At 77.5% G+C, this 826-nt stretch carries 1 protein-coding gene; it reads left to right on the forward strand.

Translation table 11 applies throughout. The features are described from left to right. Window positions 1–826 (forward strand): aminotransferase class I/II-fold pyridoxal phosphate-dependent enzyme (locus GT030_RS30610; RefSeq protein ID WP_161203869.1); only part of this gene is annotated, 826 nt, incomplete at both ends.

Raw genomic sequence — 826 nt, forward strand, 5'->3', positions numbered from 1 at the left:
CACCCCTGCCGCCCGCGAAGCCGCCGCCGGCCTGCTCGCCCGAGGCGGCTGGCGCCCCGACCCCGGCCAGGTGCTCTTCGCCGGGAACGGCCGCCAGGCCGTCTCCGCCGCCGTGGCCGCCCTGGTCCCGCCCGGCGGCCGGCTCGGCGTGGAGGAACTGACGTACCCCGTCATCCGCACGGTCGCCGCCCGGCTCGGCGTCACCCTCGTACCGCTCGCCATGGACGACGAGGGGCTCGTCCCCGGCGCCGTCGAGCAGGCCCACCGGCGCGCTCCGCTGCACGCCGTCTACACGCAGCCGACCCTGCACAACCCGCTCTCGCTCACCGCCCCGCCCGCCCGGCTGGCCGCGCTCGCCGAAGTGCTGACCCGGCTGGACCTCCCCGTGGTCGAGGACGCCGTCTGGGGGTTCCTTCGCGGCGAACTCCCGCCCTTCGCAGCTCTGTTGCCCGACCGGACCGTGCTCGTCGACAGCCTCTCCAAGCGTGTCGCCCCCGGTCTCACCCTCGGCTTCCTCGTCGCACCCCCCGCCCGCACCGACGCCCTGGCCACCTCGCTGCGCTCCGGCGGCTGGACCCCGATGCGCTTCGCCCTGGAGGTCATGCGCCGCTGGCAGTGCGACGGCACCGCCGACAGGCTCGTGGCGGACAAGAGACGGGACGCGGCCGAACGGCAGGCGCGCAGGGCCCGGCGGCTCGACGGGTTCGACGTGCGCGGGGACGCCCGTGCCTACCACTGCTGGTGGCGGCTGCCCGAGGGCTGGCGCGCGGACACCTTCGTCGCCGCCGCCGCGCGGCACGGCATCGCCGTCGCCCCGGCCGCCGCC

It is taken from the genome of Streptomyces sp. SID1328, assembly GCF_009865595.1.
Lineage (GTDB): Bacteria > Actinomycetota > Actinomycetes > Streptomycetales > Streptomycetaceae > Streptomyces > Streptomyces griseoluteus.